Here is a 10,050-nt window from a genome sequence, read left to right on the forward strand (position 1 = left end):
AGCGGTCACACGCGGCCGGACACCGCCCACGGGGGTCAGGTGTCCTGGCCGTAGTGGGCGGCTATCTCCTCGGAGCCGGGCCAGCGGCTGTAGGTGGGGGACTGGGGCCAGCCCTCGGGGACGTCCTGCCACTCCTCCTGGCGGCCGTAGGGGAGCAGGTCGATCAGGGGGAACGTGTGGCTGAGCTGCTCGGTGCCCCGGCCGGTGGTGTGCCAGGTGCGGTAGACGGTGTCGCCGTCGCGCAGGAAGACGTTGACGGCGAAGCCGCCTCCGGGAGGTGCGCCCACGTCGGTGCCGAAGGAGCTGTTCGCCGTGGAGTACCAGGTCATCTTGTTGCCGACGCGGCGCTTGTAGGCGAGGGCCTCGTCGATCGGCCCCTGGGTGACGATGACGAACCTGGCGTCGTGGGCGTCCAGGAACTCCAGCCGCGTGAACTGGGACGTGAAGCCCGTGCAGCCCGGGCACTGCCACTTCTCGCCGGGGAACCACATGTGGTTGTAGACGATCAGCTGGGACCTGCCTTCGAAGACCTCGGCCAGGCTGACCGGTCCCTTCTCGCCTTCCAGGGTGTAGGCGGGCATCTCGACCATCGGCAGCCGGCGGCGCTGGGCGGCGATCGCGTCGAGTTCGCGGGTCGCGGCCTTCTCGCGGACGCGCAGCTCGTCCAGGGAGTTCTGCCAGGTCTTGGCGTCCACGATGGGTGGCAGGGCCTTGGCGGTCATGAAGTCCTCCAGGTTCTCGCAGGGTCTCCACAGGTGGACTCGGCCCGGCCGCCGAACTCATCGCCGGACGCCCGCAAAGCCGTGGTCCGCCCCCACGGACCACGGCCTTCACGGGTGGAACCGGTCACGGACGCAGGTAGCGGCCCGGGTGGTGGTAGGTGAAGGACGGGGTCGCGGGGTACATGCCGGGCTCGGGGTCCGTGTCGAACACCGTCTGGTAGTCGGGGGCGAGCGTCCCGGCGGAGCGGTTGAGGGCCGCCGGCCGGGTGTCCGGCCAGCGGCCGGTGTCCATGCGGGTGAGGAGCGCCCGCACCGTCGCGATCTCCTCGGAGGCGGTGAAGGAGCAGTGGTAGCCGCGGTCGACGTAGAGCTGCCGCAGGTTCGCCGGGTCGCGCACCTTCGCGGCGTAGGACCGCTGGTTCTCCGGCGGGACGTTGCCGTCGCCCGTCGAGTGCAGGGTGACGACCGGCGCGGGCGTCCGGCCGGTGGGGGTGCCGTACCGGTCGAGGTAGCGGACGGCGGCGGGGTCGGCCTTGACGCGCGGTGCCGCGTTCAGGCGTGCGAGGTCGTCGCGCAGGCTCAGGCCGGCCTCGCGGTAGGCGCGCTTCACCAGGTCCTTCTGGCTGGAGCGGGCGAGGAGCGTCCGGTAGTCCACGCCGGTGTTCCAGGACGGGTTGCCCCCGGCGAGCTTCTCGATGTCGGCGCGGTTGGAGCCCCAGAAGGCCCCCCGGTCGTAGGCGGCGTAGTAGACCTGCTGCTCCACCCGGCCGGCGACCGTGTCCGGTGCCGGTGCCCGGGCCGTGTAGCGGCCGGGGATGTCCGCGAGGGCGGCGGCGAGGGCGAGGCGGGCGCGGCCGCCCGCGTCGCCGAGCGCGGTTCCGAGCGCGCGGCGCGCGCCCGAGGTGTTGGCCTGCGGGTCCTTGACGCGCACCAGGTCCAGGTCGGGCGCGAGGAGCGTCTTGACCGCGAAGTTCGTGTCGAGGGCGCTGTTGAAGTGGCCCGTCGTCCCGCCGAGGACTCCGCAGAGGGAGGCGACACCGGCGAAGCGGCCGGGGTTGCGCTCCGCCAGGAGCACCGACGTCAGCCCGCCCGCGGACGAGCCCGCCGAAACGGTGCGCCGGGGCTTGCCGACGTTCGCGGTGAACCAGTCGAGCAGGTCGATCTGGTCCTTCAGTCCGGACTCGACCACCCCCCAGCCGCGCGAGACGCGCAGTTGCGAGGCCGCGAGCGCGTAGCCGTGGTCGAGCAGCCACCGCTCGGTGGCCGGATGGTTCGTCAGCGAGACCTGAGACGGCGCCGGGAACTCCAGGCTGTACGCGCCGTGGCTCCACAGCAGCAGCGTCCCGTTCCAGCGGGCGGGGACCTCGACGCGGTAGGGGACCCCGTCGAGCTCGCCCTCGCGGACGCTCGTGCCGTCGTCGGCGCGAGCGGGGAGGGCGACCGCGGCCACGGCGGCGAAAACCATCAGCGGAACGGTGCGGCACAACAGGCGGAGTCGGTTCATGCCCGCACCTTCCAGCACGTTCCCCGCCCGGTGCAATGATTTCAGAAATAGGTTAAATGTCGTATTCTCCGACCCATGCTCCGGCTCTGGCTCGACTACGAGGACCTCACCCGGATTCGCATCACTCCCGGCCTCTCGCCGCTCGCCCAGACCGTTCTCGGGGCCCAGGCCCTGCGCGCTTGCGGGCCCGAGCCGATTCCCGGCGCATGGCGGGCGCGGACGCGCGCCAGGCTCACCGGCCCGTCCCGCCTGCTGCTCGAACTGGTGCCGCCCGGACGCTGGTTCCCCGACTTCCTGACCCCCTACACGCGAGTGCCCGGAATCGAGTCGGAGCTCGACGCCGTCGCGTCCACGCCCGCCCGGCGGATCCGCGCCGAACTGGAGCGGTCGCACGGCTCGCGGCCCCCCGCCTCGTGGCTGCCGCGCCTCGCCGGCGGGGACGGGGAGACCATGCGGACGCTGGTCCGCGGGCTGCGCGACTTCCACCGCGCCGCGCTAGCGGACTCGTGGCAGGACCTCGGCGACCACCTGTGCGCCGAGGCGTCCCGCCATGCCCGGACGATGGCCCGTGACGGCATCGGCGGCCTGCTCGGGAGCCTGCACCCCGCCATCCGCTGGACGTCCCCGGTCCTGGAGGTCGAGACGTTGTACGACGGCGACGTCCGCCTGGGCGGGCGCGGGCTCCTCCTCATGCCCTCGGTGTTCGTCACCGGACCGCGCGTCCTGGGCTCGGGCGCCGGTCCGGCGGTCGTGGTGGTCCCCTCGTCCCGGCCCATCAGCGGAACGGGCGACACCCTGCCGCGGGTGTTCGGCCGGACCCGCGCCGCCGTGATCCGGCTGGTGGGCGCGGACGGAGAGCTCACGACCGGGACGCTCGCGGCCCGGCTCGGGGTCAGCGCGGCGTCCGCCTCCCAGCACGCCACCGCCCTGCGCGGAGCGGGCCTGCTCACCAGCGAGCGCCGGGGCAAGACGGTGCACCACGCGCTGACGCCGCTCGGGGAGCGGTTCCTACGCGGCGGTCCGCCGGAGTGAGAGGACCCCGCTCCCGGACGCGGGAGCGGGGTCCTTCTGCCGGCGTCCCCGTTCAGTGGTGCTCTGAGCAGAGGCCGTCCGGGTCCGAGGTCCGGCACAGGTTGCGGCGGAAGCGGTTGGTCCCGCTGCCGCTCTTGTCGACGATGTCGTAGGGCTCGTTCCTCAGCGCGACGTTGGCCGCGATCAGGTTGTGGCGCGCGGGCCTGGCGTGGCCGCTCTCCGGGGCCACGCCCGGGAAGAGGACGATGCCGCCCGAGTAGGGCAGTTCCCCCTTGTTGAACTTCACGATGTTCTTGGCGACGATGTTGCCCTCGCCGCCGAAGAGCAGCACGCCCGTGCCGCCGAGCGCCGGGACGGGGTCGTGCTCCTCGCAGGTCCGGTTGTTCTTGAAGATCTTGTTCTTCACGACCTTGTTGTGGCCCTGACCGCCCGGCTGCCCGTCGTCCACCAGGGCGACGCCGACGCAGTTGCCGGCGATCTCGTTGCCGTAGACCTCGACGTGGTGGGCGTGCCGGACGAGGACGCCGAGGGTGTTGCCGAAGCTGTGGTTCTCGGCCACGACGGTCCCGCGGGCGTGGTCGCCCCCGCGGGCGCCCCCCGGGCCGCGCGCGTCGGCGGTGTCGCCGACGTAGAGCCCGGCGTCCTCGCTGTTGTCGAGGGTCCAGTTCCACTGGAACCGGCCGCGCGTGGAGCGGTACTCGGCGATGCCGTACTCGCCGTTCTGCTTGGCCAGGACGGCCAGGACGCTGAGGCGGTCGGTGTAGATGCCGTGGACGCCGGTCTCCTCGAAGCCCCGCACGGTCAGGTTCCGGATCGTCACCCCCCTGACCGGGTGCCTCGGGCTGCCGACCACGCAGATCCCCATGCCGGGCGCCTTGGCCCTCGCGCAGTGGTCGCGGTGGCCCGGACGCAGGACGGTCCTGTTGCCCTCGCCGCGGATGGTGAGGCGCTTGCGGACGAGGACGCCTCCCGCGTAGTGGCCCGCCTTGAGCAGGATGGTGTCGCCGGGCCGGGCGCGGTCGACCGCCCGCTGGATCGAATGGCCGGGCCTCACCACGTGGACCCGTCCCCGCGTGCCGCCGCCGTCGGCCGCCTGGCTCGCCGGCGCCGTGGAAGCGAGCCCCGTCAGCGCGACGGCGGTGGCCGCCGAAGCCGCGAATATCTGCTTCATCCCTTTCCCCCGTTCTTCGGCTCCATGATCGGAGCCTGTGAAAAGAATCTTCACTCATCCCGGGCAGTGGTGATCGTTCGGTCGGTGTGGAGGAGTTAAAGAAACATGCGAGGGTTCGACCTGGCCAGGGGATCGCGTTTATTAAATGGCTGGACTTCGTTTTATTGACGGGTTTCCGGCGATTTCGGGTGGCTGGATGGCGCGCAGGGCGGGGCCGGACGCGCCGGGGCGGCGCGCGGGCGCGGCAGGCGGACGGGGTGCGCGGCGGGCCTGTGAGCAACGTCTCAGCGGGCCGCGTCGCGCGTTACATGCCGTTCACAAAAGGGCAACAGGTGTGAAATGCCAGGTTGGCACGTTCTGTGAGGCCGAACCCGCAAGGCCCGGCAGACACGAAGGGACCCACGTTGAGCTACAAGGCCGAGTACATCTGGATCGACGGCACCGAGCCGACCGCCCGGCTGCGGTCGAAGACGAGGATCCTCGCCGACGGGGCCGACCTGCCGGACTGGGGGTTCGACGGGTCCAGCACGAACCAGGCGCCCGGCGACCACTCGGACTGCGTGCTGAAGCCGGTCTTCTCCTGTCCGGACCCGATCCGGGGCGGCGACCACAAGCTCGTGCTGTGCGAGGTCTACCTCGTCGACGGCACGCCCCACGAGACCAACACCAGGGCCAAGCTGCGGCCCGTCGCCGAGCAGTACGAGTCGCAGGACTCCTGGTACGGCATCGAGCAGGAGTACACGTTCTACAAGGACGGCCGCCCGCTCGGCTTCCCCGAGCGCGGCTACCCGGCCCCGCAGGGCTTCTACTACTGCGGCGTGGGCTCGGACGAGGTGTTCGGCCGCGACATCGTCGAGGAGCACCTGGACGCCTGCCTGGCCGCGGGCCTGAAGATCTCCGGCATCAACGCCGAGGTCATGCCCGGCCAGTGGGAGTTCCAGATCGGCCCGGCGGGCACGATCGAGGTCGGCGACCACCTGTGGATCGCCCGGTGGCTGCTCTACCGCATCGCCGAGAACCACGACGTGTCCGCGACGCTCGACCCGAAGCCGGTCGAGGGCGACTGGAACGGCGCCGGCGCGCACACCAACTTCTCGACCAAGGCCATGCGCGAGGGCTACGACGCGATCATCGCGGCGTGCGAGGCGCTCGCCGAGAAGGCGCAGGAGCACGTCACCGGGTACGGCGCCGACATCGAGCGGCGGCTGACCGGCATGCACGAGACGGCCCCGTGGAGCGAGTTCAGCTACGGCGTGTCGAACCGCGGCGCCTCGGTGCGGATCCCGTGGCAGGTCGAGGTGGAGAAGAAGGGCTACATCGAGGACCGCCGCCCGAACGCCAACGTCGACCCGTACGTGGTGGCCCGCCTGATCACGGGCACCTGCTGCGCGGCGCTGGAGAAGGCCGGCCTGGTCTGACAGCCCGGCCGAGCGGGTTCGAGGCCCCGGGGAGCGCGGCGCTCCCCGGGGCTCCGCCGTGTTCTGCCATTCGGGAGAACGCGGCCAAACATCTGCAAAATGGTGAGGTTGGGCGAGTTCCTCCCTACGGGCCCGGGTAGCACTCCTACGTTCGCACCGGGGGAGGCAACATGCCCGACTCATCCTTCGGGCGGAACTCCGGTGGCCTGCCGGGCAGGCACGCCGGCCGCCCAGCGCCGCGTCCGTGGGAGCGCTCGTTCCGCTGCCCCTCCGCGGCGCGGCGGCGCCCGACGGAAGCGCCGCCCAAACGGTACGAGGACTTCATCGCGTTCCACGAGGAGGTCTCCAGGGAGGAGTCCGGCCCGCCGCTGCGCCCGCTGTGGTGGACGGGGGTGTCCGCCGCCCTGGTCGGCGGGGGCCTGGCGTTCGCCGTGGTGATGGGGCTGCGGGCGGCGTTCGGTGTCGAGGTGCCGGTGTTCGCGGGCGGGCACGCCTCCGCGGCGCCCGCCGCGACGAGCTACGCGCTGTGCGCCTCGGCGGCGACGATCCAGGCCACCGCGCTCATGCACCTGCTGCTGTCGTCGGCGGCGCACCCGATCCGCGCGTTCGCGTGGATCGGCGGGATCGCGGTGCTGCTGCTGACGATCCTGCCGCTGACCATCCACGGCAGGCTCGACGCGGCGCTCGCGACGTCCGGGATCAACCTGGCCGGCGGGTCGGCCGTGGTGGCGCTGCTGTGCGCCGTGGTCGCGGCGTCCTCCCGGCAGTTCCCGTGGGACGGCCCGTTCAGACGCGCCCGACCCTGATCGTCAGCGGGCCGGGCGCCGCCGAGGAGACGACTCGGACGTGCCGCAGCCGCCGCCGCACCTGCACGTCCACCGGCTCGTCCGGCGCCAGCAGCCGCAGCTCGCGGTGCATCCCGGAGAAGCCGAGGCACAGCGAGACGTCCCAGGTCCCGCGGGGCAGCGGGTCGTCGATGAACGCCCGCGTCGCCGGCACCGCGGCCCTGAAGCAGAGCCGGTCCGGACGCTCCTCCAGCGCGGCGATGACCTCGTAGACGTGCCGCGTGCGCCGCTCGGTCATCAGCAGCGTCCCGGAGACCGGCATGCCGGTGCGCCGCAGCTCCAGGTGCCCGGCGACGACGACCTCCTCGCGCTCGGCGTTCCAGCTCAGCGCGTCGGCGGCGAGGGACCCGGCGACGTGCGGGCGGCCGCCGACGTCGATCGCCAGGGCGCCCTCGGCGCCGAAGTAGGCGACCACCGTGCAGGAGCCCGGCAGGAACCGCCGCAGGGGCGAGGCGTCCACGTCGGGCGCGCGGTCCCGGCCGAGCGGGACGACGGAGGTCTCCATCGGCGCCTCGACCGAGAGGCTCACGTCCCACAGCCCGCCCGGCAGCGGATGCCCGCCGACGACGGAGGCGACGTCGACCTCCGCCTCGAACGCGGCGCGCCCGCCCCGCCTCTCGACCGAGGCGGGCACGCGCAGCAGGCCGTCGCCGTCGCGCTCGCGCAGCAGCAGTTCGATCTCCGAGACGGCGCCGTCGGGCTTGAGGGTCCCGGCGAGCCGCAGCGCGGACCCCTCCCAGCCGATCTCCGTCAGAAGAGGGTCTGGCATCGCCGCCTCCGCCCGTCCGTCCCGGCCCTGGCCGCCGGGGCCCTGGCCGTCGCGGCCTCGTCCTTCTCCGTCACTGCCCCGCCCTTCCCCCAAAGGCGCGGCCGAACCGGGCGCGCTCAGGGCACGACGGTCACCGGCCACCGCCCCGCCTTGACCAGCCGCACGGCGACGGACCCGATCAACCGGTGCCCGGCCTGCGCCGACGCGCCGACGACCACGGCGTCCGCGCGGGACTCGTCGGCGACGCGGGCGAGCACGGTGTAGGGGTCGCCCATCTCGGCGACGAAGTCGTAGCGGACCTGCTCGCGCCCGGCGGCGGCCTCCAGTTCGCGCTGGATCTCCGCGGAGATCTCGTCGGCGGTCTCGCGCAGCGCGGCGGCACCGCCCGGGGTGAGGGTGCCGACCGAGGCGACCTGCGCGACGTGCACGACGACGAGCCGGGCGCCGCCGCGGCGCGCGAGCCCCCACGCGTACGCGCCGGCGCGCAGCGACGTCTCGGAGCCGTCCACCCCCGCCACGATCACCTTCGGGCCGTCGACGCCGTACTCGAACGGCTTCATGTGATCATCACGGCACCAGCGTAATCGGCGGCTCAGGGCCGGGTGAAGCGGGCCAGCAGGTCGTCGAGGGAGAGGGCGCCGGTGCCGAGCGCCCCGTACATCGCGTCGACGTCGGAGTAGCCGAGGTCGCGGGCGACGGCGAGCGAGTCGCCGCGCGCCTCGGCGGCGAGCAGGTCCAGGCCCCGCCCCGCCAGCGCCATGACGAGGCGGCGCCGGCCGGCGTCGGCGTCCTCCTCGGCGCGGCGCAGCGCGAGCCGCTGCTGGATGTGGACGCGGGCGGGCACCGTCGCGGCGAAGCCGAGCCAGTCCTCGGACGGGGCGCCCGCCGGGTCGGTGAGGATCTGCACGACGTTGCCGCTGCGGATCTGCACCGACATGGGCGCGAGCCGCCCGTTGACGACGGCGCCGATGCAGCGGTCGCCGGTGCCGGGGCCGAGCGCGTAGGCGAAGTCGAGCGCGGTCGCGCCCGCGGGCAGCGGCACGATGTCGCCCCGGGTGGTGAACGCGGCGACGTTGCCGGCGGCGAGGTCGGCGCGGAGCCGGTCAAGGAACTCGGCGGACGGAGCACCCGACTGCCACGCCAGCAGCCGGCTCAGCCACACGAGGTCGCGGCGCTCGGCGACGGTGGGGCCGGTGTCGCCGCCCGCGTCCCTGATGTGGGCGACGATGCCGTACTCGGCGACCGGGTGCATCGCCTCGCTGCGGATGATCACCTCGAACGGGTCTCCGTCCGGGCTGATCACGCGGGTGTGCAGCGAGCGGTAGAGGTTGTCCTTCGGCGTGGCGATGAAGTCGCGGACCTGGCCTGCCACCGGGTGCAGCGCGGCGTGGACGGCGCCGAGCGCGATGTAGCAGTCGCCGGCGGGGCCGTCGACCAGCAGGAGGAGCCGCGCCGCCTCGCACGGCCGCAGCCCGGCCAGGCCGGCGCCGAACGACTGGTGCACCGCGTACAGGTGGGAGGGCCTGACCTCGACCCGCGCCCTGACGCCGTGCTCGGCGAGCGAGGACCGCAGCAGCGCCGTCGCGGGCCCGAACGTCGGGCCCGCCCGGCTCAGCGCCGCCCGGACGGCCCGCCGCGTCGCCTCGTGCGCCTCCGGGAGCCGGGCGGCGAAGGCGAGGTCGTCCATCTCCCGCTTGAGGACGTGGATGCCGAGCCGCTCCGCGAACGGGACCAGCAGCTCGTGGGACGCCTGGGCGTAGCGGGCGCGCTTGTGCTCGGGCTGGTGGCGCAGCGTCCGCAGGTTGTGCAGCCGGTCCGCCAGCTTGATGACCAGGACGCGCAGGTCGGCCGCCGCGGCCAGCACGATCTTGCGGAACGTCTCGGCCTCGGCGCGGTCGCCCCAGCGCCTGCCGTCCAGCTTGGTGACGCCGTCGACCAGCACCGCGATCTCGTCGCCGAAGTCGGCGCGGAGCTCCCCGAGCGTGTACGGGGTGTCCTCGACGGTGTCGTGCAGGAGCGCGGCCACCAGGGTGGTGGTGTCCAGGCCCATGCCGGCGAGGATCAGCGCGACGGCCAGCGGATGCGTGATGTACGGGGCGCCGGACTTGCGGAGCTGGCCGCGGTGCATGCGTTCGGCCACCGCGTACCCGCGCAGCAGCTCGGCCTCGGCGGTCCGCGGGGGCGTGTCGCCCGGCCCGGCGGTGCGGTGGCCTGTGCGGTGGCTCGTGCGGTGGCCTGTGGGGTGGCTCATGCGGTGGGCGGCGAGCAGGGGCGCGAGGGCGGCCCGCACGGGGTCCGGGCCGCCGCCCGCCGCCGCTCGTCGCCGCGCCGGGAGGCGGAACCGTCCCGTCGCCGGATTCAGCGTCGCCATCGCGCCCCCGCCTGGCCCGTCCACGGCACACCGCCACGGACTGTGATCGCCATTATGCGCGATGTGGTGGTCCGGAGGCGAGAGCCCCGCAGGGCCACCTCCGGCCCATGCCGTGCCAAGGGAGGTTCGAATCTCCTTTGCCGTGCCGCCATACAACCCGCATCCGGGTGTGTCGTCCCCGTGTTCGGGGCGTCGCCGAACGTAGTCTGTCGGACCGT

9 protein-coding genes are annotated in these 10,050 nt (G+C 73.4%); 3 read left to right on the top strand and 6 right to left on the bottom strand.

What is annotated here, in order from left to right:
• Positions 1-35: 35 nt before the first annotated feature.
• Complete coding sequence (locus FKD65_RS36360) at positions 36-722, bottom strand: DUF899 family protein (protein WP_141583402.1); 687 nt, start codon at positions 720-722, stop codon at positions 36-38.
• Between the two features lie 124 nt (positions 723-846).
• A complete protein-coding gene (locus tag FKD65_RS36365; protein ID WP_141583404.1) occupies positions 847-2,226 on the bottom strand; it encodes a S9 family peptidase in 1,380 nt (459 codons plus the stop codon).
• A 75-nt stretch (positions 2,227-2,301) separates the two neighbouring features.
• On the opposite strand from FKD65_RS36365, the gene FKD65_RS36370 reads away from it, so the two are divergent.
• Positions 2,302-3,258 (top strand): DUF5937 family protein, encoded by a 957-nt coding sequence (locus FKD65_RS36370; RefSeq protein ID WP_141583406.1) that lies wholly within the window; start codon positions 2,302-2,304, stop codon positions 3,256-3,258.
• Between the two features lie 52 nt (positions 3,259-3,310).
• Here the strand turns inward: FKD65_RS36370 and FKD65_RS36375 are convergent, their stop codons facing one another.
• Positions 3,311-4,429, bottom strand: coding sequence for a nitrous oxide reductase family maturation protein NosD (locus FKD65_RS36375; RefSeq protein ID WP_141583408.1), 1,119 nt, complete (start codon positions 4,427-4,429; stop codon positions 3,311-3,313).
• A 404-nt stretch (positions 4,430-4,833) separates the two neighbouring features.
• Here FKD65_RS36375 and glnII point away from each other — a divergent pair, with 404 nt between their 5' ends.
• Both glnII and FKD65_RS36385 read left to right on the top strand, forming a co-directional pair.
• Positions 4,834-5,847 (top strand): glutamine synthetase GlnII, encoded by a 1,014-nt coding sequence (gene glnII, locus FKD65_RS36380; RefSeq protein WP_141583410.1) that lies wholly within the window; start codon positions 4,834-4,836, stop codon positions 5,845-5,847.
• Between the two features lie 170 nt (positions 5,848-6,017).
• A complete protein-coding gene (locus tag FKD65_RS36385; protein WP_141583413.1) occupies positions 6,018-6,653 on the top strand; it encodes a hypothetical protein in 636 nt (211 codons plus the stop codon).
• Here FKD65_RS36385 and FKD65_RS36390 read toward each other — a convergent pair.
• The 3 genes from FKD65_RS36390 to FKD65_RS36400 all read right to left on the bottom strand — a co-directional run bounded on the left by FKD65_RS36390 (position 6,634) and on the right by FKD65_RS36400 (position 9,832).
• Positions 6,634-7,461 carry a hypothetical protein gene (locus FKD65_RS36390; RefSeq protein WP_141583415.1) on the bottom strand — a complete coding sequence of 276 codons (828 nt, stop codon included), beginning with the start codon at positions 7,459-7,461 and terminating at the stop codon, positions 6,634-6,636. The two genes, FKD65_RS36385 and FKD65_RS36390, sit on opposite strands and share 20 nt — an antisense overlap.
• Before the next feature lie 116 nt (positions 7,462-7,577).
• Positions 7,578-8,021, bottom strand: a complete 444-nt coding sequence (locus FKD65_RS36395; RefSeq protein WP_141583417.1) for a universal stress protein — start codon at positions 8,019-8,021, stop codon at positions 7,578-7,580.
• A 32-nt stretch (positions 8,022-8,053) separates the two neighbouring features.
• Positions 8,054-9,832: a bifunctional (p)ppGpp synthetase/guanosine-3',5'-bis(diphosphate) 3'-pyrophosphohydrolase gene (locus FKD65_RS36400; protein ID WP_240809768.1), complete on the bottom strand. Its 1,779-nt coding sequence runs from the start codon at positions 9,830-9,832 to the stop codon at positions 8,054-8,056.
• Positions 9,833-10,050: the final 218 nt, after the last annotated feature.

It is taken from the genome of Actinomadura sp. WMMA1423, from assembly GCF_006547145.1.
Taxonomy (GTDB): domain Bacteria; phylum Actinomycetota; class Actinomycetes; order Streptosporangiales; family Streptosporangiaceae; genus Spirillospora.